Source organism: Porticoccaceae bacterium LTM1, assembly GCA_030252795.1.
Classification (GTDB): Bacteria; Pseudomonadota; Gammaproteobacteria; order Pseudomonadales; family Porticoccaceae; genus SCSIO-12696.
The window spans coordinates 224361-249927 of sequence record CP127080.1 but is presented as its reverse complement, the minus strand read 5'-3'; the positions used below and the strand labels follow the sequence as shown (position 1 = coordinate 249927).

At 53.6% G+C, this 25567-nt stretch carries 36 protein-coding genes; 3 read left to right on the top strand and 33 right to left on the bottom strand.

Translation table 11 applies throughout. The annotated features are described in order from the left end of the window. Nucleotides 1–12 precede the first annotated feature (12 nt). The 3 genes from rsmA to QP938_01250 are packed head-to-tail and all read left to right on the top strand — an operon-like array spanning nucleotide 13 to nucleotide 2016. A complete protein-coding gene (rsmA, locus tag QP938_01260) occupies nucleotides 13–843 on the top strand; it encodes a 16S rRNA (adenine(1518)-N(6)/adenine(1519)-N(6))-dimethyltransferase RsmA (GenBank protein WIO74555.1) in 831 nt (276 codons plus the stop codon). Beyond that, complete coding sequence (gene apaG, locus QP938_01255) at nucleotides 836–1210, top strand: Co2+/Mg2+ efflux protein ApaG (GenBank protein ID WIO74554.1); 375 nt, start codon at nucleotides 836–838, stop codon at nucleotides 1208–1210. Before rsmA ends, apaG begins: the two co-directional genes overlap by 8 nt. Further along, nucleotides 1210–2016 carry a symmetrical bis(5'-nucleosyl)-tetraphosphatase gene (locus QP938_01250; protein WIO74553.1) on the top strand — a complete coding sequence of 269 codons (807 nt, stop codon included), beginning with the start codon at nucleotides 1210–1212 and terminating at the stop codon, nucleotides 2014–2016. Before apaG ends, QP938_01250 begins: the two co-directional genes overlap by 1 nt. Before the next feature lie 366 nt (nucleotides 2017–2382). Here QP938_01250 and rplQ read toward each other — a convergent pair whose 3' ends face one another. The 33 genes from rplQ to rpoC all read right to left on the bottom strand — a co-directional run bounded on the left by rplQ (nucleotide 2383) and on the right by rpoC (nucleotide 25555). After that, complete coding sequence (rplQ, locus tag QP938_01245; GenBank protein WIO74552.1) at nucleotides 2383–2784, bottom strand: 50S ribosomal protein L17; 402 nt, start codon at nucleotides 2782–2784, stop codon at nucleotides 2383–2385. 70 nt (nucleotides 2785–2854) lie between these two features. Further along, nucleotides 2855–3847 (bottom strand): DNA-directed RNA polymerase subunit alpha, encoded by a 993-nt coding sequence (gene rpoA / locus QP938_01240; protein WIO74551.1) that lies wholly within the window; start codon nucleotides 3845–3847, stop codon nucleotides 2855–2857. A 62-nt stretch (nucleotides 3848–3909) separates the two neighbouring features. Next, the gene (gene rpsD, locus QP938_01235) at nucleotides 3910–4530 is read right to left on the bottom strand and encodes a 30S ribosomal protein S4 (GenBank protein ID WIO74550.1); all 621 of its coding nucleotides are present in this window, start codon (nucleotides 4528–4530) and stop codon (nucleotides 3910–3912) included. 15 nt (nucleotides 4531–4545) lie between these two features. Next, entirely contained in the window at nucleotides 4546–4938 is a 393-nt protein-coding gene (rpsK, locus tag QP938_01230; GenBank protein WIO74549.1) for a 30S ribosomal protein S11, read from the bottom strand. Nucleotides 4939–4957: 19 nt separating this feature from the next. Further along, entirely contained in the window at nucleotides 4958–5314 is a 357-nt protein-coding gene (gene rpsM / locus QP938_01225) for a 30S ribosomal protein S13 (GenBank protein ID WIO74548.1), read from the bottom strand. Nucleotides 5315–5465: 151 nt separating this feature from the next. Beyond that, nucleotides 5466–5582 (bottom strand): 50S ribosomal protein L36, encoded by a 117-nt coding sequence (rpmJ, locus tag QP938_01220; protein ID WIO74547.1) that lies wholly within the window; start codon nucleotides 5580–5582, stop codon nucleotides 5466–5468. A 48-nt stretch (nucleotides 5583–5630) separates the two neighbouring features. Beyond that, nucleotides 5631–6941 carry a preprotein translocase subunit SecY gene (gene secY / locus QP938_01215; GenBank protein WIO74546.1) on the bottom strand — a complete coding sequence of 437 codons (1311 nt, stop codon included), beginning with the start codon at nucleotides 6939–6941 and terminating at the stop codon, nucleotides 5631–5633. A gap of 32 nt (nucleotides 6942–6973) precedes the next feature. Continuing rightward, nucleotides 6974–7408 carry a 50S ribosomal protein L15 gene (gene rplO, locus QP938_01210; GenBank protein WIO74545.1) on the bottom strand — a complete coding sequence of 145 codons (435 nt, stop codon included), beginning with the start codon at nucleotides 7406–7408 and terminating at the stop codon, nucleotides 6974–6976. A 2-nt stretch (nucleotides 7409–7410) separates the two neighbouring features. After that, nucleotides 7411–7602, bottom strand: a complete 192-nt coding sequence (gene rpmD / locus QP938_01205; protein ID WIO74544.1) for a 50S ribosomal protein L30 — start codon at nucleotides 7600–7602, stop codon at nucleotides 7411–7413. Between the two features lie 96 nt (nucleotides 7603–7698). Then, entirely contained in the window at nucleotides 7699–8208 is a 510-nt protein-coding gene (gene rpsE / locus QP938_01200) for a 30S ribosomal protein S5 (GenBank protein ID WIO74543.1), read from the bottom strand. A gap of 11 nt (nucleotides 8209–8219) precedes the next feature. Then, nucleotides 8220–8570, bottom strand: coding sequence for a 50S ribosomal protein L18 (rplR, locus tag QP938_01195; protein WIO74542.1), 351 nt, complete (start codon nucleotides 8568–8570; stop codon nucleotides 8220–8222). A gap of 8 nt (nucleotides 8571–8578) precedes the next feature. After that, on the bottom strand, nucleotides 8579–9112 hold the full coding sequence (rplF, locus tag QP938_01190; protein ID WIO74541.1) for a 50S ribosomal protein L6: 534 nt from the start codon (nucleotides 9110–9112) through the stop codon (nucleotides 8579–8581). 12 nt (nucleotides 9113–9124) lie between these two features. Next, entirely contained in the window at nucleotides 9125–9517 is a 393-nt protein-coding gene (gene rpsH / locus QP938_01185; protein WIO74540.1) for a 30S ribosomal protein S8, read from the bottom strand. 15 nt (nucleotides 9518–9532) lie between these two features. Beyond that, entirely contained in the window at nucleotides 9533–9838 is a 306-nt protein-coding gene (rpsN, locus tag QP938_01180; protein ID WIO74539.1) for a 30S ribosomal protein S14, read from the bottom strand. A gap of 11 nt (nucleotides 9839–9849) precedes the next feature. Continuing rightward, nucleotides 9850–10389 (bottom strand): 50S ribosomal protein L5, encoded by a 540-nt coding sequence (gene rplE / locus QP938_01175; GenBank protein WIO74538.1) that lies wholly within the window; start codon nucleotides 10387–10389, stop codon nucleotides 9850–9852. Between the two features lie 17 nt (nucleotides 10390–10406). Further along, a complete protein-coding gene (rplX, locus tag QP938_01170) occupies nucleotides 10407–10724 on the bottom strand; it encodes a 50S ribosomal protein L24 (GenBank protein WIO74537.1) in 318 nt (105 codons plus the stop codon). A gap of 42 nt (nucleotides 10725–10766) precedes the next feature. Beyond that, the gene (gene rplN / locus QP938_01165; protein ID WIO74536.1) at nucleotides 10767–11135 is read right to left on the bottom strand and encodes a 50S ribosomal protein L14; all 369 of its coding nucleotides are present in this window, start codon (nucleotides 11133–11135) and stop codon (nucleotides 10767–10769) included. 32 nt (nucleotides 11136–11167) lie between these two features. Further along, nucleotides 11168–11431, bottom strand: coding sequence for a 30S ribosomal protein S17 (gene rpsQ, locus QP938_01160; GenBank protein ID WIO74535.1), 264 nt, complete (start codon nucleotides 11429–11431; stop codon nucleotides 11168–11170). A 1-nt stretch (nucleotide 11432) separates the two neighbouring features. After that, nucleotides 11433–11624, bottom strand: a complete 192-nt coding sequence (gene rpmC / locus QP938_01155; GenBank protein ID WIO74534.1) for a 50S ribosomal protein L29 — start codon at nucleotides 11622–11624, stop codon at nucleotides 11433–11435. After that, on the bottom strand, nucleotides 11624–12037 hold the full coding sequence (gene rplP, locus QP938_01150) for a 50S ribosomal protein L16 (protein WIO74533.1): 414 nt from the start codon (nucleotides 12035–12037) through the stop codon (nucleotides 11624–11626). Before rplP ends, rpmC begins: the two co-directional genes overlap by 1 nt. Before the next feature lie 12 nt (nucleotides 12038–12049). Next, nucleotides 12050–12730: a 30S ribosomal protein S3 gene (rpsC, locus tag QP938_01145; GenBank protein WIO74532.1), complete on the bottom strand. Its 681-nt coding sequence runs from the start codon at nucleotides 12728–12730 to the stop codon at nucleotides 12050–12052. A 10-nt stretch (nucleotides 12731–12740) separates the two neighbouring features. After that, nucleotides 12741–13070: a 50S ribosomal protein L22 gene (gene rplV, locus QP938_01140; protein WIO74531.1), complete on the bottom strand. Its 330-nt coding sequence runs from the start codon at nucleotides 13068–13070 to the stop codon at nucleotides 12741–12743. A gap of 15 nt (nucleotides 13071–13085) precedes the next feature. Further along, nucleotides 13086–13364: a 30S ribosomal protein S19 gene (rpsS, locus tag QP938_01135; protein WIO74530.1), complete on the bottom strand. Its 279-nt coding sequence runs from the start codon at nucleotides 13362–13364 to the stop codon at nucleotides 13086–13088. A 34-nt stretch (nucleotides 13365–13398) separates the two neighbouring features. Then, complete coding sequence (gene rplB / locus QP938_01130) at nucleotides 13399–14226, bottom strand: 50S ribosomal protein L2 (GenBank protein WIO74529.1); 828 nt, start codon at nucleotides 14224–14226, stop codon at nucleotides 13399–13401. A gap of 13 nt (nucleotides 14227–14239) precedes the next feature. Beyond that, nucleotides 14240–14536: a 50S ribosomal protein L23 gene (rplW, locus tag QP938_01125; GenBank protein ID WIO74528.1), complete on the bottom strand. Its 297-nt coding sequence runs from the start codon at nucleotides 14534–14536 to the stop codon at nucleotides 14240–14242. Next, the gene (rplD, locus tag QP938_01120; GenBank protein WIO74527.1) at nucleotides 14533–15150 is read right to left on the bottom strand and encodes a 50S ribosomal protein L4; all 618 of its coding nucleotides are present in this window, start codon (nucleotides 15148–15150) and stop codon (nucleotides 14533–14535) included. The genes rplW and rplD overlap by 4 nt, the downstream gene beginning before the upstream one ends. An 11-nt stretch (nucleotides 15151–15161) precedes the next feature. Then, complete coding sequence (rplC, locus tag QP938_01115) at nucleotides 15162–15794, bottom strand: 50S ribosomal protein L3 (protein WIO74526.1); 633 nt, start codon at nucleotides 15792–15794, stop codon at nucleotides 15162–15164. A 156-nt stretch (nucleotides 15795–15950) separates the two neighbouring features. Continuing rightward, on the bottom strand, nucleotides 15951–16262 hold the full coding sequence (gene rpsJ / locus QP938_01110) for a 30S ribosomal protein S10 (protein ID WIO74525.1): 312 nt from the start codon (nucleotides 16260–16262) through the stop codon (nucleotides 15951–15953). 312 nt (nucleotides 16263–16574) lie between these two features. Further along, the gene (gene tuf, locus QP938_01105) at nucleotides 16575–17798 is read right to left on the bottom strand and encodes an elongation factor Tu (protein WIO74524.1); all 1224 of its coding nucleotides are present in this window, start codon (nucleotides 17796–17798) and stop codon (nucleotides 16575–16577) included. A gap of 52 nt (nucleotides 17799–17850) precedes the next feature. After that, nucleotides 17851–19956 (bottom strand): elongation factor G, encoded by a 2106-nt coding sequence (gene fusA / locus QP938_01100; GenBank protein WIO74523.1) that lies wholly within the window; start codon nucleotides 19954–19956, stop codon nucleotides 17851–17853. Between the two features lie 132 nt (nucleotides 19957–20088). Further along, nucleotides 20089–20559, bottom strand: coding sequence for a 30S ribosomal protein S7 (rpsG, locus tag QP938_01095; protein ID WIO74522.1), 471 nt, complete (start codon nucleotides 20557–20559; stop codon nucleotides 20089–20091). A gap of 158 nt (nucleotides 20560–20717) precedes the next feature. After that, entirely contained in the window at nucleotides 20718–21092 is a 375-nt protein-coding gene (gene rpsL, locus QP938_01090) for a 30S ribosomal protein S12 (protein ID WIO74521.1), read from the bottom strand. Between the two features lie 236 nt (nucleotides 21093–21328). Next, on the bottom strand, nucleotides 21329–25555 hold the full coding sequence (gene rpoC / locus QP938_01085; protein WIO74520.1) for a DNA-directed RNA polymerase subunit beta': 4227 nt from the start codon (nucleotides 25553–25555) through the stop codon (nucleotides 21329–21331). Between the last annotated feature and the right edge of the window lie 12 nt (nucleotides 25556–25567).

The window sequence follows — 25567 nt, the reverse complement described above, 5'->3', positions numbered from 1 at the left end:
GCGGAGCCACTTTTGTCCAAGCCCCGTCACACCGACCTAACCGATCACCGCGCTCGCAAGCGCTTTGGCCAGAATTTTCTGGTGGATGACAACGTAATCAACAAAATTGTCGATGCCATTCACCCCAGGGAAGATGACAACCTGATTGAGATCGGCCCCGGTCAGGGAGCGATGACCCGGCCACTGCTTGATCGTTGCCCGCTATTACAAGTGGTTGAGCTGGATCGCGATCTGGCCGCACTGTTGACCGATAAATTTCGCAACTATCCCGAATTCAAATTGCATCAGGGCGATGCACTGAAAACGGATTTCAGGCAGTTTCGATTTGGCGAAAAGCCGATGCGAATTGTTGGCAATCTGCCCTACAACATCTCAACCCCATTGATTTTTCACCTGCTCAGCTATGTGGGTGAAGTGATTGATATGCACTTTATGTTGCAAAAAGAGGTGGTGGATCGTCTCGCTGCCAGCCCCGGTGAAAAGGCCTACGGCCGACTTACAGTAATGGCGCAGTATTATTGCCAGGTAGAGCCACTGTTTCTGGTGCCGCCCGGGTCCTTTCACCCGGCGCCCAAGGTGGATTCAGCCATTGTTCGGCTGTTGCCCTATAAGGATTTACCCTTCCCCGCGGAAGATGTCTCCTTGCTGCAACGACTGGTCAGCGCCTGCTTTCAGCAGCGCCGTAAAACCCTGCGCAACAGCCTGAAGAACTTTGTTGGAGCCGACCAGTTGGATCAGCTCGATATTGATCTTCAACTGCGCCCCGAAGTTCTTAGCGTTGCCGATTTTGTTCGCCTCAGCAATCAAATTCACGCGATGACACGCGATTCAAAAAATGACTGATTGCCCTATTCAAGTAACTGTTCAACCCGAATACCTGGCCAATCAATCTGAGCCAGGAAGTCGCCGTTTTGCATTTGCTTACCACATCACCATCACCAATAACGGCTCACAGCCAGCCCAGTTGCTGTCACGCCATTGGCACATTGTTGATGGCAATAACGAACGCAAAGAGGTGCAGGGTGATGGTGTTGTCGGCGAACAGCCTTTTATTGCATCAGGTGACAGCTACCGTTACTCCAGCGGTGTGATATTGGAAACACCGGTTGGCACCATGGAGGGCAGCTACCAGATGGTCGGGCCTGACGGTGATACCTTCGACGCACCCATTCCGGCGTTTGTCCTTGCTGTACCCGGAGCACTGCACTGATGGCGATTTATGCTGTAGGTGATTTACAGGGCTGCCTGACACCGCTCAAACAATTGTTGGATCAGGTGCAGTTTGATCCTGGCAAGGATCAACTTTGGTCAACCGGGGATATTGTTAATCGTGGCCCTGAGTCGTTGGCCACAATGAGGTATCTGCATTCTCTGGGCAATAGCTTTCGAATGGTGCTTGGCAATCACGATCTTCACCTGTTGGCTGTTGCCCACCACAGTGACAATCTGAAGCCCAAGGATACTTTGCAGGAAATTCTCGACGCCCCAGACCGGGACCTGTTACTCGACTGGCTCCAAAGCCAGCCACTGGCAATCTACGAACAAGGCTACTGCCTCGTCCACGCCGGCATTCCTCCGCAGTGGGATATAGAAACTGCGTTGAACCTATCCCGTGAAGTGGAACAGGTGCTGCAAGGTGACAATGTCGATGCCTATTTCGACGCCATGTATGGCAACCAGCCGGATTTATGGTCTGAAAACCTTCAGGGTCCTGAACGTTGGCGAGTTATTACCAATTACCTTACCCGAATGCGTTTTTGCGACACCGATGGACGTCTTGAGTTGACCAATAAGCTGGCACCTGCAAATGGGCCTGCAGGTTTTGAACCATGGTTCAGTCAGCCCAATCGCTTAAGTGCGAACGTCAAAATCCTTTTTGGCCACTGGGCATCTCTTGAGGGTGAATCCGTAGGAGATAATCTTTATCCGCTGGATACCGGCTGTGTTTGGGGTGGGAAACTGCGGATGATTCGACTCGGTGATGAAGAGACCTTTGAAACCGACTGTAGCTGTTAGGCTAAGTGAAACGTCCTGTTTACCTGCTTATTTGTCATCGTGAGCACCAAAGCTGAGAGCGTTTTGGGTGCCGTGGGCGACTATCTCTTTTGTCTTACACAATCTGAAAAGCGAGCTCGCTCTTTCCACAGCCTGACAGGCCCCTCCTCATAATACCCACAAATCGTCGCGACCTGTCAGGCTGCGGAAAGAGCTACTTTGGCTAGGCTGTTTGTTGATTTCTGTTATTTCGGGGCAAGGTCTGTAGGGTGCGCCATGCGCACCACTCTACCCATGGTGCGCACGGCGCACCCTACCCGCCAAACGTATTTCCAGGCATAAAAAAACCGGGCAATGCCCGGTTTTTTTATGAGATTGGCTACGAACTTACTCTTCGCCGCTCTCTACAACTTCTTCAGCTGCTTCAACTTGCGGGCGATCCACCAGTTCAACGTACGCCATAGGCGCGTTGTCACCAGCACGGAAGCCACACTTCAGGATGCGGATGTAACCACCCGGACGCTCCTGGTAACGTGGACCCAGTTCGTTGAAAAGCTTACCTACAGCCGCTTTATCGCGCAGGCGGTCGAACGCCAGACGACGGTTGGCTACAGAGTCCTGCTTGGCCAGAGTGATCAGCGGCTCGGCAACGCGACGCAGCTCTTTGGCTTTTGGCAGAGTAGTTTTAATCAGTTCATGCTCAACCAATGATGCAGTCATGTTGCGGAACATGGCTCGACGGTGCGAGCTGTTGCGGTTCAATTGGCGGCCACTTTGACGATGACGCATAGTTCCAATTCCTTAATTCGTTGCACTCTTTTTAGATAAAGAGTCAGCAAGCGCTACTAACAAGTCTATCTCAAGCTTTCTCTTTCTTGAGGCTGGCCGGCGGCCAGTTCTCAAGACGCATGCCCAGTGACAGGCCGCGAGAAGCGAGAACGTCTTTGATTTCAGTGAGAGATTTCTTACCGAGGTTCGGGGTTTTCAGCAGCTCTACTTCGGTGCGCTGAATCAGGTCACCAATGTAGTAGATGCTCTCTGCCTTCAGGCAGTTGGCCGAACGAACAGTCAGCTCGAGATCATCAACCGGACGCAGGAGAATCGGATCAATTTCCTCTTCTTTCTCCTCAGGCTCGGCTTGAGACTCACTCTCCAGATTCACAAACACCGCCAGCTGTTGCTGAAGGATGGTTGCTGCACGGCGAATGGCTTCTTCCGGATCCAGAGTACCGTTGGTTTCCAGATCGATAACCAGTTTGTCCAGGTCAGTGCGCTGTTCTACACGTGCGCTCTCAACTACGTAAGCGACGCGGCGAACCGGGCTGTAAGAAGCGTCCAGTTGCAGGCGACCAATCGCACGGGTCTCTTCCTGATCATTGTTGCGAGCGTCGGCTGGCTGGTAGCCACGGCCGCGCTGAATGCGCAAACGCATGTTCAGTTCAGTGTCGCCAGTAATGTTGGCGATCACCAGATCCGGGTTCATGATCTCAACGTTGCTGTCCACCTGGATGTCTCCGGCGGTTACTGCACCTTTGCCTTTTTTGCTCAGGGTCAGCTCAGCTTCGTCTTTACCGTGCATTACGACGGCAACCTCTTTCAGGTTGAGCAGAATTTCAATTACGTCTTCCTGCACACCTTCGATGCTGCTGTACTCGTGCAGTACACCGTCGATTTCCACTTCCACAATGGCACAGCCAGGCATGGAAGAGAGCAGGATGCGGCGCAGGGCATTACCCAGAGTGTGTCCGAAACCGCGCTCAAGCGGCTCCAGTACAACTTTCGCGTGGGTAGAGCTCAGCTCGGTTACATCGATAGTGCGCGGAGTCAGAAGTTCTGTCGCAGATGTTTGCATATCCGTACCTGTCAGTGTTCAGTTAACCCAAATGTCTAGCGTGCTCCAAGTCAGCTCAGTGCTTACTTGGAGTACAGCTCTACAATCAGGTTCTCGTTGATGTCGGCGGGCAGATCGCTACGATCCGGAGTGCGGGTAAATGTACCAGCCATTTTGCTGGCATCAACCGATACCCACTCAACATCACCACGCTGTGCAGCCAGAGCCAGTGCGCCTTGAATACGCAGTTGGTTCTTGGACTTCTCGCGAACGCTCACTTCGTCACCGGCTTTTACCTGGTAAGAGGCAACGTTTACTTTCTTGCCGTTAACCAGAATAGCGTTGTGAGAAACCAGCTGACGAGCTTCGGCGCGAGTAGAGCCAAATCCCATGCGATAAACAACGTTATCCAGACGCTGCTCCAACAGGGTCAACAGGTTAGTACCGGTTGCGCCTTTCAGACGAGCAGCTTCTTTGTAGTAGTTGCGGAATTGCTTTTCCAGAACGCCGTAGGTACGACGAACTTTTTGCTTTTCACGCAGCTGAACACCGTAGTCAGACAGACGACCGCGACGCTGGCCGTGCTGGCCAGGAGCGCTCTCTGCGCGACACTTGGAGTCCAGTGGACGCACGCCACTTTTCAGGAACAGGTCAGTTCCTTCGCGGCGAGACAGCTTACAAGTTGGTCCAATATATCTTGCCATGATCTGAGCCCTGCCTTATACGCGACGTTTTTTCGGCGGACGACATCCGTTATGCGGAATCGGCGTCACGTCGGTAATGTTAGTAATCTTGAATCCAGCGTTGTTCAGTGCACGAACAGCAGATTCACGGCCGGGGCCAGGGCCCTTAACTTCTACTTCGAGGTTCTTCAGGCCGAACTCTTGAGCGGCCAGACCAGCGCGTTCTGCAGCTACCTGAGCAGCGAACGGGGTGGATTTACGAGAACCACGGAAACCGGAACCACCAGCGGTAGCCCAGCTCAGGGCGTTGCCCTGGCGGTCGGTGATGGTAACGATGGTGTTGTTGAAAGAAGCGTAGATGTGCGCGATTCCGTCAACAACCGTCTTTTTGACCTTTTTACGGGCGGTCTTTTGTCCAGGCTTTGCCATAATCAACAATTCCTATCAATTAGCGCTTGATTGGCTTGCGCGGACCCTTACGGGTGCGGGCATTGGTTTTGGTGCGCTGACCACGCAGCGGCAGGCTGCGACGGTGACGCAAACCACGGTAACAACCGAGGTCCATCAAACGTTTGATATTCATACTGATTTCACGACGCAAGTCACCCTCCACAGTACGCTTAGCAACAGCTTCACGAACGGAGTCCATCTGCGCGTCGGAGAGATCAGCAATCTTTACATCTTCCGCGATACCGACTTCAGCGCAGATTGCTTTAGCGGTTGTGCGTCCGATCCCGAACACGTAGGTGAGTGAAATCACCGCGTGCTTATTATCGGGGATATTGACACCGGAAATACGGGCCATTGATATTTCTCCACAGTTTAAAAATATGCACCCTCTTTAACCCAAAGGGGCACCGAAATGCGCACAGGGTACGCAAAAGGCGCAAGAGGATAGCTTTCGATGCGTTAAAAAGCAAGTCCGGGTGCGCAATTAGCGCACCCGGCAAAGGGAATTAACCCTGGCGTTGCTTATGACGCGGTTCCGCGCTGCAAATTACACGAATAACGCCGTTGCGCTTTACGGTTTTGCAGTTGCGGCACATCTTTTTGACTGATGCACGTACTTTCATGGTTCACCTCAATTATCCAGCGGCACCCAAGTGCCAGCCTGATCCTAATTAGCCTTTCAAATTCTGCTTCTTCATCAGCGATTCGTACTGCGAAGACATCAGGTGGGATTGAACCTGGGCCATAAAGTCCATGGTTACCACCACCGCAATCAGCAGCGACGTTCCGCCGAGATAGAACGGCACCGAGAATTGGGCTTGCAGCACATCCGGCAGCATACAAACGCCGGCGATGTACAGGCCACCAATCACGGTGAGCTTGGTCATTACACCGTCAATATACTTGGCAGTTTGCTCACCCGGACGAATACCCGGCAGGTAAGCACCACCACGCTTCAGGTTGTCTGCCATCTCTTTCGGGTTGTACATCAACGCCGTATAGAAGAAGCAGAAGAAAATGATCAACCCGGCAAACAGGATGTAATACAGCGGCTGACCGCGTCCCAGGAACAGACCAATCTGACCGACCCAGTCAGGGGCGTTCACACTCTGTCCGAACCACTGACTGATTGACGCCGGGAACAGCAACAGGCTGCTGGCGAAAATAGCCGGGATCACACCCGCCATATTGACTTTCAATGGCAGGTGGCTGGTTTGCGCCGCGAACATCTTGCGACCTTGCTGGCGCTGGGCGTAGTTTACAGTGATACGGCGCTGACCGCGCTCCATAAACACCACAAAGTACACTACAGCAATAGCAAGCAGACCAATCAGCAGCAGCGCCAGATAGTGAATATTACCCTGACGTGCCTGCTCGAAAGATTGGCCAATAGCACTCGGCAGTCCGGCAACAATACCGGCGAAGATCAGCATGGAAATGCCGTTGCCGATACCGCGCTCGGTAATCTGCTCACCCAGCCACATCATGAACACTGCACCGGTTACCAGCGAGGTAACTGCGGTGAAATAGAACATGAAGTCAGCGGTGTAAGCCATGCCTTGTGAGCCGAGACCAATCGCCAGACCAATACCTTGTACGGTCGCCAGCAACACTGTGCCGTAGCGGGTGTACTGGTTGATCTTGCGTCGTCCGGCATCGCCCTCTTTCTTGAGCTGCTCAAGTGACGGGGTTACCGCACTCATCAGCTGCATGATGATAGAGGCCGAAATATAAGGCATAACGCCCAGAGCCAGAATACTCATATTCGCCAGAGCGCCACCGGAGAACATGTTGAACATGTCGAGGATGGTGCCCTGATTCTGGTTGAACAACTCAGCCAAGCGGTCGGGGTCGATTCCAGGTACCGGAATGTGGATACCGATACGGTAAACTACGATTGCCAGGAACAAAAAGCGAAGGCGAGCAAGTAGCTCGCCCATGCCTTTTTGGCTTCCCATCGGCATATTACCGGGTCTGGCCATGACTATCCTTAACCTTTACCTGTTAGAGCGTATTACTCTTCAATCTTGCCGCCAGCGGCTTCAATAGCTGCTTTGGCGCCCTTGGTCACTGCGATGCCTTTCAGGGTAACTGCCTTGGTGATTTCACCGGACAGGAACACTTTGGCGCGCTTGATGCTGGCATTGATCAGGCCGGCTTTGCGCAGTTCTTCAACAGTGATTACGTCAGCTTCAACCTTGTTCAGCTCAGCCAGACGGATCTCTTCGCTCACGCGGGAAATGCGTGAAGTGAAACCGTACTTAGGCAGACGCTTCTGCAAAGGCATTTGACCGCCTTCAAAACCCGGCTTAACAGAGCCGCCAGAGCGAGACTTCTGACCTTTGTGGCCGCGACCACCGGTTTTACCCAAACCGCTACCGATACCACGACCGACGCGCTTGGCTTCTTTAACTCGGCCTGGGGCCGGGCTCAGAGTATTCAGACGCATTGTTACTCTCCCTCGACCTTAACCATGTAGTTAACTTTGTTGACCATGCCGCGAGTAGAAGGAGTGTCCTCTACCTCTACGGTGTGGCCAATGCGACGCAGGCCCAGGCCGGCAACGCAAGCTTTGTGAGCAGCCAGACGTCCGTGAACGGATTTGGTCTGGGTCACTTTCATCATTTTCTTAGCTTTAGCCATGATTCTTTCTCACCTTTCCTCTCGTCGCTCCCGCTTTCGCAGGAGCCCGGTTAAACCTGGATTCCCGCAGGCGGGAATGACGACATTAGGAGAACCTTAGATAATCTCTTCGGCAGTTTTACCGCGCTTGGCAGCTACTTCTTCCGGAGAACGCATGTTTTGCAGTGCTTTGAAAGTTGCACGTACAACGTTTACCGGATTAGTAGAGCCGTAACACTTGGCCAGTACGTTCTGAACGCCGGCAATCTCCAGCACAGAACGCATTGCACCACCAGCGATCACACCGGTACCTTCAGAAGCCGGCTGCATGTACACCTTGGAGGCGCCATGGTTGGCTTTGGTCGGGTACTGGATGGTGTCGCCGTTCAGGTTAACCTGAATCATGTTACGACGGGCCGCTTCCATTGCTTTCTGGATAGCTTGCGGCACTTCGCGCGCTTTACCGCGACCGAAGCCCACTTTGCCATTGCCGTCACCAACTACTGTCAGTGCGGTGAAGGCAAAGATACGACCACCTTTAACGGTTTTGGCAACACGGTTTACCTGAACCAGTTTTTCCTGCAGGCCATCGCTTTCGATACCAGCTTTTTGCTCTCTATTCGCCATGTTAATTACCCTTAGAATTCCAGTCCGGCTTCACGCGCGGCATCAGCCAACGCCTTCACACGACCGTGGTATTTAAAACCAGCGCGATCGAAAGCTACCTTGGTAACTCCAGCTGCTTTTGCACGCTCGGCAACCAGCTTGCCTACGGTGGTAGCCGCATCGACGTTGCCAGTTGTGCCGCTGCGCAGCTCTTTGTCCAGCGTAGAAGCGCTGGCCACCACACGATCGCCTTCCGGCGCAATTACTTGTGCGTAGATGTGACGCGGTGTGCGGTGGATGCACAACCGGTTTTCGCCCAGCTCGCGGATTTTCATCCGCGAACGGCGCGCACGACGCAAACGGGATACTTTTTTGTCGCTCATAATCAGACCTACTTCTTCTTCGCTTCTTTACGACGCACGTGTTCGTCAGCGTAGCGAACACCTTTACCCTTGTAGGGCTCCGGCGGACGGTAAGCGCGAATCTCTGCGGCCACCTGACCCAGTTTTTGCTTGTCAGCAGAGGTCAGAACGATTTCGGTTTGGCTGGTGCACTCAGCTTTAACACCTTCCGGCAGAGCATATTCAACCGGGTGTGAAAAGCCCAGAGTGAGGTTCAGTTTATTGCCCTGAACCGCAGCACGGTAACCAACACCGACCAACTGCATTTTTCTCTGGAAACCGGCACTCACGCCTTGCACCATGTTGCTCACCAGAGCGCGAGTGGTGCCAGCTAGTGCGTTAGCTTCTTTGCCGCCATTTTTCGGGGCAAAGGTCAGCACGTTTTCTTCCTGCTTCACTTCCACGGAGGAGTGAATGCTGTGGCTCAGTTGACCCTGACCACCTTTAACAGCGATTTCGCCATCGGTCAGGGTAACTGTAACGCCGCCCGGGATTTCTACCGGGGCCTTAGCAACTCGAGACATATCGGCAACTCCTTAGAATACGGTGCACAGCACTTCGCCACCGATACCGGCAGCGCGAGCTGCACGGTCAGTCATCACACCTTGTGAGGTGGAGATAATGGCGATACCCAAACCACCGCGTACTGTTGGCAGTTCCGTAGAACCGGCGTAGTAACGCAGACCAGGGCGGCTGGCACGAGCGATCTCTTCGATCACCGGCTTGCCTTCATAATATTTCAGGTCAACAGTCAGCTCAGGCTTGGTGCCTTCACTTACTTTGTAACCGGAAATGTAACCTTCTGACTCCAGAACCTCGGCTACAGAAACCTTCAGCTTGGAGCTCGGCATGGTGACAGCAATCTTGCTACGCTGGTGAGCGTTGCGGATGCGGTTCAGCATGTCGGACAACGGATCTTGCATACTCATTGATATCGCTCCTGCTTACCAGCTAGCTTTAACCAGGCCCGGTACGTCACCGCGCATAGCTGCTTCACGCAGCTTGTTGCGGCACAGACCGAACTTGCGGTAAACCGCGTGGGGACGACCAGTTACACGGCAGCGACGCTGCTGGCGAACCGGGCTCGCATCACGCGGCAACTTCTGCAGCTGCTGCTGGGCTTCCCAAACCTGCTCATCGGTAGAGCTTGGGTTCTTGATAATTGCTTTCAGTTGCGCACGCTTTTCAGCGAATTTGGCAACTGCTTTAGCGCGTTTGTTTTCGCGCTGGATCATCGATACTTTTGCCATCAGTCCAACCCTCAGTTCTTCAGCGGGAAGTTGAACGCACGAAGCAGTGCGCGGCCTTCGTCGTTGTTACGAGCTGTGGTGGTGATGGTGATATCCAGACCACGCAGCGTGTCAACCTTGTCGTAATCGATTTCCGGGAAAATGATCTGCTCGGTAACACCCATGGCAAAGTTCCCACGACCATCGAATGATTTCGGGCTGATGCCACGGAAATCGCGAATACGGGGAATCGCAATGCTGATCAGACGCTCCAGGAACTCGTACATGCGCTCTGAGCGCAGAGTTACCTTACAGCCGATCGGCCATCCTTCGCGGACTTTAAAGCCAGCGATGGATTTGCGTGCACGGGTTACCACGACCTTTTGACCGGAGATCTTCTCCAGATCAGCTACGGCGTTCTCCAGGATTTTCTTATCACCCAGAGCTTCACCAACACCCATGTTCAGGGTGATTTTGCTGATGCGGGGTACTTCCATTACGTTCGCCAGACCCAGCTCTTCTTTCAGCTTGGGGGCGATCTCTTTTAAATAAACTTCTTTCAACCTTGCCATGTCAGCACCTTATTCAATTAGGCGTCAACCGCTTCGCCGGTAGACTTGAAGATGCGGATTTTCTTACCGTCTTCCAGCACCTTGAAGCCAACGCGGTCTGCTTTGTTAGTTGCGCCATTGAAAATCGCGACGTTGGACACCTGAATCGGTGCTTCCTTCTCCACGATACCACCGGCAATACCAGATTGCGGATTTGGCTTCTGGTGTTTTTTCACCATCTGCACTCCGCCAACGATCAGGCGCTCGTCGTCCAGCACACGCAGCACTTTGCCGCGCTTGCCTTTGTCGCGCCCGGCGATCACGATTACTTCGTCATCACGCTTGATCTTACGCATAGCCTATTCCTCTTTGCTCTCTACTTTCCGGTTTCGTCTGAATTAGAGTACTTCTGGAGCCAGAGAGACAATTTTCATAAATTTCTCGCTGCGCAGCTCACGGGTTACCGGCCCAAAGATACGGGTACCGATTGGGCTGTGAGATGCGTTCAGCATTACAGCAGCGTTGTCGTCAAACTTGATCAGAGATCCGTCTGGGCGACGAACGCCTTTCTTGGTGCGTACAACCACGGCGTCAAGCACCTGGCCTTTCTTCACCTTACCGCGAGGAATCGCTTCCTTAACGCTCACCTTAATGATGTCGCCTACACCGGCGTAACGACGGTGAGAACCGCCCAACACCTTGATACACATAACGCGACGTGCACCAGAGTTGTCTGCAACATCCAGGTAACTTTGAGTTTGAATCATGGTTTCACTCCGAACAGAAAGCGGCGTGAGGCTTACACCTCAGTAGCGCGCTCCACAATTTCAACCAGTTTCCAAGACTTGGACTTGGCCAACGGACGAGTCTCGGCAATCTCTACGATATCGCCGATTTTGCACTCGTTGTTTTCGTCGTGTGCCTTGATCTTGCTGGACTTGCTCACAATCTTGCCGTACATCTCGTGCTTAACGCGACGCTCGATCAAAACAGTGATGGTTTTGTCCATTTTGTCACTGACAACTTTACCTGCCAGAGTACGTGCTTTGTCTGTCTGGGCCATGTCAGTTACCTGCTTTCTCAGTCAGAAGAGTCTTGATGCGAGCGATATCACGACGCACCTGTTTCATCTGGTGGCTTTGCTGCAGCTGACCAGTGCTGTGCTGCATACGCAGCTTAAACTGGGCTTCCAGCTGGGCATTCAGCTCAGCTTTCAACTCGTCTACAGACTTTTCGCGAAGTTCGTTAGCTTTCATCACATCACCGACCGTTTCACAAAGGTGGTTTGCACCGGCAGCTTGGCCGCAGCGAGAGCAAATGCTTCACGTGCGATCTCTTCCGATACACCTTCCATTTCATACAGAACCTTGCCCGGTTGGATCTGGGCTACCCAGTACTCAACGTTACCCTTACCTTTACCCATACGTACTTCCAGGGGCTTGTTGGTAATCGGCTTGTCCGGGAACACACGGATCCAGATTTTACCGCCACGCTTAACGTGACGAGTCATGGCACGACGGGCTGCTTCGATCTGGCGAGCAGTGATACGACCACGGCCAGTAGCTTTCAGGCCGAATTCGCCAAAGCTCACTTTGCTGCCGCGCAGTGCCAGACCGCGGTTGCGGCCCTTCATCATTTTCCGGAACTTGGTACGCTTCGGTTGCAACATCGTGCGTACTCCTTATTTAGAACGCTTCTTCTTCGGCGCGGCCGGTGCTTCCACCTGCTCCTCGCCTCCGAGAATTTCGCCTTTGAAAATCCACACTTTGACACCGATGATGCCGTAAGTAGTGGACGCTTCGTAGGTTGCGTAGTCGATATCCGCACGCAGGGTGTGCAGCGGCACTCGACCTTCGCGGTACCATTCAGTACGAGCAATTTCAGCACCGCCTACACGGCCGCTCACCTGGATTTTGATACCTTGAGCACCTTGACGCATTGCGTTTTGTACCGCGCGCTTCATAGCGCGACGGAACATTACACGACGCTCCAACTGCTGAGCCACGCTCTGGGCAACCAGTTTGGCTTCCAGATCTGGCTTGCGAATTTCTTCGATGTTGATGTGCACAGGCACGTCCATCATCTTGGAAACTTCGTTGCGCAGTTGTTCTACATCCTCACCTTTCTTACCGATGACAACACCGGGACGAGCAGTGTGGATAGTAATGCGTGCGGTTTGCGCCGGACGCTCAATTTCAACGCGACTGACAGATGCGTTATCGAGTTTTTTCTCGATAAATTCGCGAACTTTCAGATCGCTGTAAAGTTTGTCGGCGTAGTCGTGTGAATTGGCATACCAAACAGAGTTATGCTTTTTCACAACGCCCAAACGAATACCGACGGGATGTACTTTCTGACCCATTATTCGTCTCCTAAACCGCTACTTTAACGGTGATGTGACAAGTGCGCTTCAGGATGCGATCAGCGCGGCCTTTGGCGCGCGGCATAATGCGCTTCATGGTCATGCCCTCGTCGACGAAGATGGTAGACACCTTCAGCTCGTCGATATCGGCACCGTCATTGTGTTCGGCATTAGCAATTGCTGACTCCAGAACTTTCTTGATGATTTCAGCACCTTTTTTCGGGCTGAACTTCAGAATGTCCAGAGCTTCCTCAACGGACTTACCGCGAATCTGGTCAGCGACAAGACGTGCTTTTTGAGCAGAGAGCCTTGCGCCGCGCAGTTTTGCTGCTGTTTCCACAGTTAGTTACCTCGCTTAGCGCTTCTTGGCTTTCTTATCCGCCACGTGACCACGATAGGTACGCGTCGGAGCAAATTCACCCAGCTTGTGACCAACCATCTCTTCGTTCACCAGAACCGGCACGTGTTGACGGCCATTGTGAACTGCGATGGTCAGACCAACCATGTCCGGCAGGATCATAGAACGACGCGACCAGGTCTTGATCGGACGACGATCGTTGCTTTCCACTGCCTTCTCTACTTTGGTCAGCAGGTGAAGGTCGATAAACGGGCCTTTTCTCAAAGAACGTGGCACTGTTATTTCCTCTTCGTAAAATCGTTAGTCAGCGTCACTTACGAGCGCGACGGCGGACAATCATCTTATCGGTACGCTTGTTCTTACGGGTCTTGTAACCCTTAGCAGGCGTACCCCACGGGGACACTGGATGACGACCACCAGAAGTGCGGCCTTCACCACCACCATGCGGGTGGTCAACCGGGTTCATCGCCACACCGCGAACGGTAGGACGAACACCGCGCCAACGCGATGCACCCGCTTTACCCAGTGAGCGCAGGTTGTGTTCGCTGTTTGACACCTCACCGAGGGTCGCACGGCAGTCGATCAACACCTTGCGCATTTCGCCACTGCGCAGACGCAGGGTGGCGTGTTTACCTTCACGAGCAACCAGCTGAGCTGATGCACCGGCAGAACGAGCGATTTGAGCGCCCTTGCCCGGCTTCAGTTCAACACAGTGAACAGTGCTACCAACCGGCATATTGCGCAATGGCAGCGTGTTGCCCACGGCGATGTCCGCTTCTACACCAGACACGATAGTGTCACCAGCCTTCAGGCCTTTTGGTGCAATGATGTAGCGACGCTCACCGTCGTTGTAGCAAACCAGTGCGATGTAAGCGGTACGGTTTGGATCGTATTCCAGACGCTCAACGCGAGCCGGGATACCGTCCTTGTTACGCTTAAAGTCGACAACACGGTAGTGCTGCTTGTGACCACCACCAACGTGACGGGTGGTGATACGACCGGTGTTGTTACGGCCACCGGACTTGGACTTCTTCTCCAACAGAGGAGCGTAAGGCGCGCCTTTGTGAAGATCGGGGTTTACCACGCTAACGACGTGGCGGCGACCCGGAGATGTCGGTTTTCTCTTGATTACTGGCATCGCAACAATCCCCTTATTCGGCTACCGCGAAGTCAATTTCTTGACCTTCGGCGAGACGAATGTACGCTTTTTTCCAGTCAGAGCGCTTACCGATACCATAGCGAGTGCGCTTGGTCTTGCCCTTGGTGGTAACAGTGCGTACATCCAGTACCTTAACTTCGAAAAGCTGCTCAACAGCTGCTTTCACTTCGCGCTTGGTAGCCTCTTTGGCAACCTTGAAAACAACCTGGTTGCTGTTTTCAGCAACTACGGATGCTTTCTCGGAGATTTGCGGACCAAGCAAAACTTTGAAGATGCGTTCCTGATTCATCCCAACATCTCCTCAATCTTTTTCAGCGCGTCAACAGTCACGACAACTTTGTCGAAACGGATCAGGCTAACCGGATCGATGCCCTGAACGTCACGAACGTCAACCTTGTGCAGGTTGCGAGACGCCAGGTAGAGGTTTTCGTTAACCTCAGCAGATACGATCAGAGCTTCTTGCAGACCCAGACCGCCCAGCTTTTGAACCAGAGCCTTGGTTTTTGGGGCTTCAACATCGAAAGCCTCAACAACAACCAGGCGCTCTTGGCGAGCCAGCTCGGACAGGATGGAGCGCAATGCAGCGCGATACATTTTACGGTTCAGCTTTTGGCTGTGATCTTGCGGCTGAGCGGCGAAAGTTACGCCACCAGTGCGCCACAGCGGGCTGCGGATGGTGCCGGCACGGGCGCGGCCAGTGCCTTTTTGACGCCATGGCTTCTTGCCACCACCGGAAACCGCAGCACGGTTCTTCTGGGCGCGAGTGCCTTGACGGGCGCCGGCCAGGTACGCAGTAACGGCCTGGTGCACCAAGTCTTGGTTGTACTCTCGACCGAAAGCAACTTCAGATACTTCAACAGTACCTGCAGCCTTGCCTTCAGCGGATGCGATATTCAATTGCATGGACGTTCCCCTCAAGCCTTCACTGCAGGACGAACAATAACGTCGCCGCCTGGAGCGCCAGGAACGGCACCCTTGATGAGCAGCAAGTTGCGCTCGGCGTCAACACGTACTACTTCCAGGCTCTGAACAGTCACACGCTCCGCACCCATGTGTCCGGCCATTTTCTTGCCTTTGAACACACGACCTGGAGTCTGACACTGACCGATTGAACCGGGAGCACGGTGAGAGAGTGAGTTACCGTGAGTAGCGTCTTGCATACTGAAGTTCCAGCGCTTAACACCACCCTGGAAACCTTTACCTTTGGAAGTGCCGGTAACATCTACTTTCTGGCCAGCTTCAAAGCTTTCAACAGAAAGGGATTCACCAACATTCAGCTCAGTTGCTTCGTCGAAACGGAGCTCCCACAGACCGCGACCGGCTTCAACGCCCGCCTTGGCCAGGTGACCAGCTTCCGCTTTAGTGACGCGAGAAGCACGACGCTCACCAACAGTTACTTGAACCGCTGAGTAGCCATCTACTTCTGCTGTTTTGACTTGAGTGATGCGGTTAGGCTCAACCTCAACCACAGTCACCGGGATGGAGATACCATCTTCGGTGAACACACGAGTCATGCCGCACTTGCGGCCGACAATACCAATAGTCATTTTATAACCTCTTGTGTACGGGGCTATTACCCGCTACGGCCGCCCATTTCAGAGCGTTACACTGCCCTAATCGGGCGTTTCGGTTTAACCACTAAACGTTTGCACCCTTGGGTGCGTCAGTGAGTCTTGATTCGACCCATCAGACCTTTCCAGCTATCAGCCGAGGCTGATTTGTACTTCTACACCAGCGGCCAGGTCCAATTTCATCAGAGCATCAACTGTTTTATCAGTTGGCTCAACGATATCCAGCATGCGCTTGTGCGTGCGGATTTCGTATTGGTCACGCGCGTCTTTGTTGACGTGCGGAGAGATCAGAACGGTAAAACGCTCTTTGCGAGTCGGCAGCGGGATCGGGCCACGGATTTGTGCACCGGTACGCTTGGCGGTCTCTACGATCTCTTGCGTCGAGGCATCGATCAGCTTGTGATCAAACGCCTTGAGGCGAATTCGAATGCGTTGATTCTGCATGAATCAAAACTCCAACATGTATTAAAGAGCCCAAGAAGCCCCTAAGGCTTCCGAAAAGGAGGCGGAATACTACTGATACGCACAGGCACTGTCAAGCCAAATCACAATTTGGCGACAAAATAATCAATTAAGCCCGCGAGATCCGCAGTTGGTCCACCAAAGCCTGAAATTTTGGCTTTAGCGCCGTCGAGGCAATTTTGCAGTCGACAGCTAGATTCAAAGCCTTTCCCGAAAGGGGGAAAGGGGCCCCGGAGGACCCCTTGGCTCGAATCATCTACCTCTTACGAGGCCTTCCGTTTTCAGGAAAGTCGATCACTCGATGATCTTGGCAACAACACCGGCACCAACGGTACGGCCACCTTCGCGGATAGCGAAGCGCAGACCGTCTTCCATGGCGATCGGAGCGATCAGAGTAACAGTCATCTGAACGTTGTCACCAGGCATAACCATCTCAACGCCAGCCGGCAGCTCAACGTTACCGGTTACGTCAGTGGTACGGAAGTAGAACTGAGGACGGTAGCCTTTGAAGAACGGAGTGTGACGGCCGCCTTCGTCTTTAGACAGAACGTAAACCTCAGCTTCGAACTTGGTGTGCGGAGTTACTGAGCCCGGCTTGATCAGAACCTGACCACGCTCAACTTCGTCACGCTTGGTACCACGCAGCAGAACACCAACGTTCTCACCAGCGCGACCTTCGTCCAGCAGCTTGCGGAACATTTCAACACCAGTACAGGTGGTCTTAGTGGTCTCTTTGATACCAACGATCTCGATCTCTTCGCCCACTTTAATTACACCGCGCTCAACACGACCGGTAACTACAGTACCACGACCAGAGATAGAGAATACGTCTTCTACTGGCATCAGGAACGGCTGGTCAATAGCACGCTCCGGCTCAGGGATGTAAGAATCCAGAGCTTCAACCAGTTTCTTAACAGCAGTGGTGCCCAGCTCGTTGTCGTCACGACCTTCCAGAGCCATCAGAGCAGAACCAGCGATGATCGGAGTGTCGTCGCCCGGGAACTCGTAAGTGTCCAGCAGCTCGCGCAGTTCCATTTCAACCAGTTCCAGCATCTCAGCGTATTCTTCAGAATCAACACCGCCACAGTCTTCAGCCAGCAGGTCAGCTTTGTTCAGGAACACAACGATGTAAGGTACACCTACCTGACGAGACAGCAGGATGTGCTCGCGAGTTTGCGGCATAGGACCATCGGTCGCGCCACATACCAGGATAGCGCCGTCCATCTGGGCAGCACCGGTGATCATGTTTTTCACGTAGTCGGCGTGGCCCGGGCAGTCAACGTGCGCGTAGTGACGTACGTCTGAGTCGTACTCAACGTGAGAGGTAGCGATAGTAATACCGCGCTCACGCTCTTCCGGCGCATTGTCGATCTGGCTGAAGTCTTTAACTTCACCGCCCCACACTTCAGCACAAACGCGAGTCAGAGCTGCAGTCAGGGTAGTTTTACCGTGGTCAACGTGACCGATTGTGCCCACGTTTACGTGGGGCTTATTCCGTTCAAACTTCTCTTTAGCCACTTTTCTATCCTCTTAGCTAAAAGTTGTTAACAAAACATCAACCGATGGAAGCTTAGCCTCTATTTCTGGCAATCACTTCTTCAGCAATATTGGCTGGAGCTTCAGCGTACTTCTCAAACTCCATGGTAAAGGTCGCACGACCCTGAGTTGCAGAGCGCAGATCGGTTGCGTAACCGAACATCTCCGCCAGAGGTACATCAGCAGTTACCACTTTGCCTAATGTACCCTCGTCCATACCCAGGATCAGACCACGACGACGGTTGAGGTCACCCACAACATCGCCCATGTTCTCTTCCGGAGTAACGACTTCCACTTTCATCATTGGCTCCATAAGCACAGCTCCGCCATGCTCGGCCAGCTTCTTGGTTGCCATTGATGCAGCGATCTTAAACGCCATTTCGTTGGAGTCAACATCATGGAAGGAGCCATCGTAGATGGTCGCCTTCAGACCCAACAACGGGTAACCGGCCAGAACACCATTGGCCATCTGTTCACCGACACCCTTCTCGATCGCCGGAATGTATTCACGAGGAACCACACCACCGACAATCTCATTGACGAATTCCAAACCTTCTTCGCCATCCTGACGCGGTTCAAACTTGATCCACACGTGACCGTATTGACCGCGACCACCGGACTGACGAATAAACTTACCTTCAATCTGGCAAGTATTTTTAATCATTTCGCGATAAGCCACCTGTGGCTTACCAATATTGGCTTCAACACTGAACTCGCGACGCATGCGGTCAACGATGATATCCAGGTGCAACTCACCCATACCGGAGATAATAGTCTGTCCGGTTTCCTCATCAGTGGCCACACGGAAGGATGGATCCTCCTGCGCCAATTTGCCAAGTGCAACGCCCATCTTTTCCTGGTCGGACTTGGTTCTCGGCTCTACAGCCACCGAAATAACCGGCTCCGGGAATTCCATACGCTCCAGGGTAATCACCGAATTCGGATCACACAGAGTCTCACCGGTGGTGACATCTTTCAGGCCAATCGCAGCAGCGATATCACCAGCCAATACTTCTTTAATCTCTTCGCGGTTATTGGAGTGCATCTGCACCATACGCCCAATCCGCTCTTTCTTGCCTTTTACCGGGTTGAAAACGGTATCACCGGTCTGCAATTTACCGGAGTAAACCCGGAAGAAGGTCAGCGTACCCACGTACGGATCGGTGGCGATTTTGAACGCCAGCGCCGCAAACGGAGCATCATCATCCGCCACACGGGTATCAACAGTCTCATCTTTGTCGTCGAGCACCCCTTCGATCGCCTTCACCTCTCGAGGAGACGGCAGGTACTCAACTACAGCGTCCAGAACGGCCTGAACGCCCTTGTTCTTAAATGCAGAGCCACCCAGCACCGGTACGATCTCATTCGCCAGGGTGCGCTGGCGAATACCAACCTTGATCTCTTCTTCGCTCAGCTCGCCGCCTTCGAGGTACTTGTCCATCAACTCATCGGACGCCTCTGCTGCAGCCTCAATCAGGTGCTCGCGCATCTCCTCGCATTCATCCAGCAAATCCGCCGGAATCTCGCCGTATTCGAAAGTCATCCCCATGTCATTGGGATTCCAGTGAATGGCTTTCATTTTGACCAGATCGACCACGCCCTCGAACTCGTCTTCGGCACCAATGGTCATCTGAAGCGGCACCGGCGTTGCACCCAAACGGGTTTTCAACTGGCCAACCACTTTCATAAAGTCAGCACCGGCGCGGTCCATCTTGTTGACGAACACCAGGCGCGGAACTTCGTATTTATTAGCTTGCCTCCAGACAGTTTCAGTCTGGGGCTGAACGCCGGAAGAACCACACAGCACAACCACTGCACCATCCAGCACTCGAAGGGAGCGCTCCACCTCAATGGTGAAGTCAACGTGTCCGGGAGTATCGATAATGTTGATACGGTGCTGATCAAACTGCTGCTGCATGCCGGACCAGAAACAGGTAGTTGCCGCAGAGGTAATGGTAATACCCCGCTCTTGCTCCTGCTCCATCCAGTCCATAGTGGCCGCACCATCATGCACTTCACCGATCTTGTGGGACAAGCCAGTGTAGAACAGTACACGTTCTGTAGTCGTAGTCTTACCCGCATCCACGTGTGCGCAGATGCCAATGTTGCGATAACGACTGATAGGTGTCTTACGTGCCACGATTTTTTGCCTTGTTTTTCAAAAAGTCTGATTTGGTCATCCACAAAAAGGCAGCTATATAGCCACCTTTCTGTGAAATCCCTGTGACTGGTGCCATTAACAATCGCAATGGCACCGTCAACAAGCGACGCTTTAGAACCGGAAGTGGGAGAAAGCCTTGTTGGCTTCTGCCATACGGTGAACGTCTTCGCGCTTCTTCACTGCGGCACCTTTGTTTTGCGAGGCGTCTACAATCTCACCCGCAAGGCGCTGCGCCATGGATTTCTCACCACGGTTGCGCGCGTAATCCACCAACCAGCGCATCGCCAGTGCAGTACGGCGAGCCGGACGCACTTCAACAGGCACTTGGTAGGTCGCACCACCAACACGGCGAGACTTAACCTCAACCATTGGTGCGATATTTTCCAACGCCTCTTCGAAAACCTCGATCGGGTCTTTCTTGAGACGGGTTTCCACGGTATCCAGCGCACCGTAAACAATGCGCTCAGCCAGGGACTTCTTACCGCTGACCATTACGTGGTTCATGAACTTGGCCAACGTTACGTTACCGAACTTGGGATCCGGCAGCACTTCACGTTTAGCGACTACTCGTCTTCTTGGCATACTCAATTACCCTTTTCAGGGCCCTTCTCTTCAGGGTTGTCCGGGACCAAAATTTATAGCAAGCCCGGCCTTACTCGGTTCGCGCTTAATTTCCAGATTCGTTGAACCTGAAAACGAGAACACGCATCAATAGCTATCGTTCAGGTGCCATCCAAGTCTTAGGACTTAGGACGCTTGGCACCGTACTTGGAACGACCGCGACGACGACCTTCAACACCGGAGGTGTCCAGGGCGCCACGAACGGTGTGATAGCGAACACCCGGCAAGTCTTTTACACGACCACCGCGAATCAGAACCACGCTGTGCTCTTGCAGGTTGTGACCTTCACCACCGATGTACGAAGTTACTTCGTAACCGTTGGTCAAACGTACACGACATACTTTACGCAATGCAGAGTTTGGTTTTTTCGGGGTAGTGGTGTAGACGCGAGTGCACACACCGCGGCGCTGAGGGCAGGCCTGCAGGGCCGGTACGTCGCTCTTGGCTACTTTGCGTTTTCTCGGCTTACGAACCAACTGGTTGATCGTTGCCATTAAATTAACTCCAAAACCTAAAATAGTGTTCCTAAAAACAGGAACGATTTTCATATTCCCAACTTCATTGGCGCACAGCAAAATAGCCGCAGGCCAAATGCGGGGAGCGGCATTCTAAAGACACCACCCCCCCACGTCAAGCAACTGGCCATATTGCCACCCTTTCTGCAGCCAAGAATCTCGCAACCCGTTAGAGAAAGAGATCCTTCGCTGCGTGAAGGGTGACGACAAAGCGATTACTTGTCGTCGCTGGAACTCAGGGCTTCACTCAGCGCAGCTTCCACATCACTTGCGGTTACTGCCAGAGCGTCCACGTCACCGGCTTCACGCTCGGCACGACGCTGTTTGTGGTAGGCCAGACCGGTACCTGCCGGAATCAGTCGACCCACAACAACGTTCTCCTTCAGACCACGCAGACCATCCTGCTTGCCGGTAACGGCCGCTTCGGTCAGTACGCGTGTGGTCTCCTGGAAGGAGGCCGCAGAGATGAAGGACTCAGTCGCCAGAGATGCTTTGGTAATACCCAGCAGCAGGCGCTCGAACTTGGCTGGGAACTTACCTTCCAGCTCCAGCTGTTCGTTTACTTCCATCACGCGGTTGTATTCAACTTGCTCGCCTTTCACGAACGGTGAGTCACCCATATCGGTAATCTCAACCTTGCGCAGCATCTGGCGAACAATCACTTCGATGTGCTTGTCGTTAATACCTACACCCTGCAGGCGGTAAACGTCTTGCACTTCGTTGACGATGTACTTGGCCAGCGCATCCACACCCAGCAGGCGCAGAATGTCATGCGGGTTGGACGGGCCGTCAGAGATCACCTCACCCTTTTCAACATGCTCACCTTCGAACACGCCCAGCTGACGCCATTTAGGAATCAGGGACTCGTACTGAGTGCTGCCATCGTCCAAAACCTTACCATCTGTCGGGATGATAACCAGACGGTTCTTGCCTTTGGTCTCTTTACCGAAGCTGACGGTACCAGAGATCTCGGCCAGGATAGCCGGATCTTTCGGCTTGCGGGCCTCGAACAGGTCGGCAACGCGTGGCAGACCACCGGTAATATCCTTGGTACCACCACTCTCTTGCGGGATACGGGCGATAACTTCACCAACACCAATCTGGGCGCCGTCAGTTGACATCACGATGGCTTTGCCCGGCAGCGCGTAGTGCGCCGGAACAGTAGAGTTCGTGAAGCACAACTCTTTGCCGTTCTCATCCACCAGAGTGATCATCGGCTTGAGGTCTTTACCAGCCGACGGACGCTCGTTCTGGCTCAGCACCTCAATGCTGGTCAGACCGGTCATGTCGTCTGTGGTACGACGGATGGACAGGCCATCCTCCATACCGGAGAACTTAACGGTACCAGACACTTCCGACACGATCGGGTGGGTGTGTGGATCCCAGTTCGCAACCACGTCGCCAGCGGCAACTGTAGCGCCTTCTTTCACCTTGATGATCGCACCGTAAGGCAGCTTGTAACGCTCGCGTTCGCGACCGTTTTCGTCGGCCAGGGCCAGTTCGGCAGAACGGGATACGGAGATCAGCTCACCGTTTTCGCGCTCTACAGCCTTGGCGTTAACCAAGCGAACCTTACCGCCCTGCTTAACCTGAATGTTATCCACGGCAGAGGCACGAGAAGCCGCACCACCGATGTGGAAGGTACGCATCGTCAGCTGGGTACCCGGCTCACCGATGGACTGGGCAGCGATAACACCAACCGCTTCACCGGAGTTGACCTTGTGACCGCGAGCCAGGTCGCGACCGTAACACTCGGAACAAATACCGTAGCGGGTGTCACAGGTAATAGGAGAACGCACCAGAACCTCGTCGATACCCATCGCCTCGATGCGCTCAACCCATTTCTCATCGATCATGGTGCCAGCCGGCAGGGCGATTTCGTCGCTGCCAGGCTTGTTCACGTCCCGGGCTACTACACGGCCGAGGATACGATCACCCAGGGATTCGATGATGTCACCACCCTCGATCACCGGAGTCATCAACAGACCTTCGGTAGCACCACAGTCTTCTTCAACTACAACCATGTCCTGAGCCACGTCCACCAGACGGCGGGTCAGGTAACCGGAGTTCGCTGTCTTCAAGGCGGTATCCGCCAGACCTTTACGAGCACCGTGCGTAGAGATGAAGTACTGAAGTACGTTCAGACCTTCACGGAAGTTGGCGATAATCGGCGTTTCAATAATAGAGCCGTCCGGACGAGCCATCAGGCCACGCATACCAGCCAACTGACGAATCTGTGCGGGTGAACCACGAGCACCTGAGTCGGCCATCATGTATACGGAGTTGAAAGATGCTTGCTCTTCCTCTTCGCCATCACGGTTAACCACAGTCTCTTTCGAGATGCCTTCCATCATCGCCTTGGCAACGAGGTCGTTGGCACGAGACCAGATGTCCACCACCTTGTTGTACTTCTCGCCGGCAGTTACCAGACCGGAAGCGAACTGGGCTTCGATCTCCTGAACTTCCTGATCGGCACGGGCGATAATCTCGGCTTTGGCTGCAGGAATCAAGAAGTCGTTTACACCGATAGATGAACCGGACTTGGTAGAGAAGTCGAAACCGGTGTACATCAGTTTGTCGGCGAAGATCACGGTGGACTTCAGGCCAACGCGACGGTAGCACTCGTTCAGAGCGCTGGAGATCGCTTTCTTAACCATCGGGCGGTTAACGGTTTCAAATGGCAGACCTTGCGGCACAACGTCCCACAACAGGGCGCGGCCCACTGTGGTGTCTGCAACGAAAGTGCGATCATGGCGCTCGCCATTCTCATCGAAGATCACTTCGCTGATACGAACCTTAACTTTCGCCTGCAGGTCAACTTTTTTGCTGTAGAACGCTCGGGACACTTCTTTCACGTCGGCAAACAGAGTGCCTTCGCCTTTGGCGTTGATGCGCTCGCGAGTCATCCAGTACAGACCCAGAACCACGTCCTGGGAAGGTACGATAATCGGCTCTCCGTTAGCGGGCGACAGGATGTTGTTGGTAGACATCATCAGCGCGCGCGCTTCCAGCTGGGCTTCCAGGGTCAACGGTACGTGTACCGCCATCTGGTCACCGTCGAAGTCGGCGTTATAGGCCGCACACACCAGCGGGTGCAGCTGAATCGCTTTACCTTCAATCAGCACCGGCTCAAACGCCTGGATACCCAGACGGTGCAGGGTCGGTGCACGGTTCAGCAGCACCGGGTGCTCGCGAATCACTTCGTCGAGAATATCCCATACCACCGGCTCTTCACGCTCCACCATTTTCTTGGAGGCTTTGATGGTGGTTGCCAGGCCGCGGGACTCCAGCTTGGAGAAAATAAACGGCTTGAACAGTTCCAGCGCCATACGCTTAGGCAGGCCGCACTGGTGCAGACGCAGGGTCGGACCTACCACGATCACGGAACGACCGGAGTAGTCTACACGCTTACCGAGCAGGTTCTGACGGAAACGACCTTGCTTACCTTTGATCATGTCGGCCAGCGACTTGAGTGGACGCTTGTTGGAGCCGGTAATGGCGCGGCCGCGACGACCGTTATCCAGCAGCGCGTCTACAGACTCCTGCAGCATACGCTTCTCGTTGCGCACGATGATGTCCGGAGCATTCAGCTCCAACAGGCGCTTGAGACGGTTGTTACGGTTAATAACACGACGATACAGATCGTTCAGGTCGGAAGTCGCAAAGCGACCGCCGTCCAGCGGTACCAGCGGACGCAGATCCGGCGGCAGAACTGGCAGCGCTTCAAGCACCATCCACTCCGGCTTGTTGCCAGAGTTGTAGAAAGCTTCCAGCAGCTTCAGGCGCTTGGAGTATTTCTTGATCTTGGTCTCGGAGTTGGTGGCCGGAATGGCTTCACGCAGCTCGTTGATATCTTCTTCCAGGTTGATGTCTTTCATCAAACGCTGGATCGCTTCGGCACCCATCAGGGCTTCAAACTCATCGCCGAACTCTTCCAGAGCTTCGAAGTACTGCTCATCATTCAACAGCTGGCCGCGCTCCAGGGTAGTCATACCCGGCTCGACCACAACGTAGGATTCGAAGTACAGCACACGCTCAATTTCGCGCAGCGTCATATCCAGCAGCAAGCCGATACGGGACGGCAGGGACTTCAGGAACCAGATGTGCGCTACCGGACAAGCCAGTTCGATGTGACCCATACGGTCGCGACGTACTTTGGCCAGGGTGACTTCAACGCCACACTTCTCACAAACAATGCCGCGGTGCTTCATGCGCTTGTACTTGCCGCACAAGCATTCGTAATCTTTTACCGGGCCAAAGATCTTGGCACAGAACAGACCTTCACGCTCGGGCTTGAAGGTACGGTAATTGATGGTTTCCGGCTTTTTGACCTCGCCAAATGACCAAGAGCGGATCATGTCCGGTGATGCCAGACCGATGCGGATTGCATCAAATTCGCCAGTTTGGTCCTGAGACTTCAAAAGATTCAGTAGGTCTTTCAAGGTCTTTCCTCC